Origin of the sequence: Neobacillus paridis (genome assembly GCF_016765675.1) — a bacterium.
In the GTDB taxonomy this organism is placed as follows: Bacteria; Bacillota; Bacilli; order Bacillales; family Cytobacillaceae; genus Neobacillus; species Neobacillus paridis.
The window spans coordinates 1-556 of record NZ_JAESWB010000277.1 but is presented as its reverse complement, the minus strand read 5'-3'; the positions used below and the strand labels follow the sequence as shown (position 1 = coordinate 556).

Here is a 556-nt window from a genome sequence, read left to right as displayed (position 1 = left end):
GATTAGCCATACAATTTTACTTTCGGTGCCCTGCACCTGAAACGGTGGCAGGGGCGGAGGGCCTCGAACCCCCGACCTTCGGTTTTGGAGACCGACGCTCTGCCAATTGAGCTACGCCCCTACGTTAAAACGGTAAAACCCGGAACCGTCCACACTGCCGCGCCAGCGAACCAGCGCAGGCAGCAGACTTTTCCTTAGTCCATGATCTTTGCAACGACGCCGGCGCCGACAGTACGGCCGCCTTCGCGGATTGCAAAACGCAGACCTTCTTCCATTGCGATCGGGTTGATCAGCATCACGGTGATCGACACGTTGTCGCCAGGCATGACCATTTCCTTGTCCTTCGGCAGCTCGATCGAACCGGTCACGTCCGTGGTACGGAAGTAGAACTGCGGACGATAGTTGTTGAAGAACGGGGTGTGACGGCCGCCCTCGTCTTTCGACAGAACGTAGATCTCGCCGGTGAAATGCTTGTGCGGCTTGATCGAACCCGGCTTGGCCAGCACCTGGCCGCGCTCGACGTCTTCACGCTTGGTGCCGCGCAGCAGCACGCCAA

General features: G+C 59.0%; 1 protein-coding gene and 1 tRNA gene. Both read right to left on the bottom strand.

Features of this window, described 5'->3' with window-relative positions; all coding sequences use genetic code 11:
• Positions 1-45: 45 nt before the first annotated feature.
• Positions 46-121 (bottom strand) — tRNA-Trp (locus JK635_RS28815).
• Between the two features lie 73 nt (positions 122-194).
• The coding region (locus JK635_RS28810) for an EF-Tu C-terminal domain-related protein (protein ID WP_498043884.1) at positions 195-556 on the bottom strand (362 nt) is incomplete at its 5' end.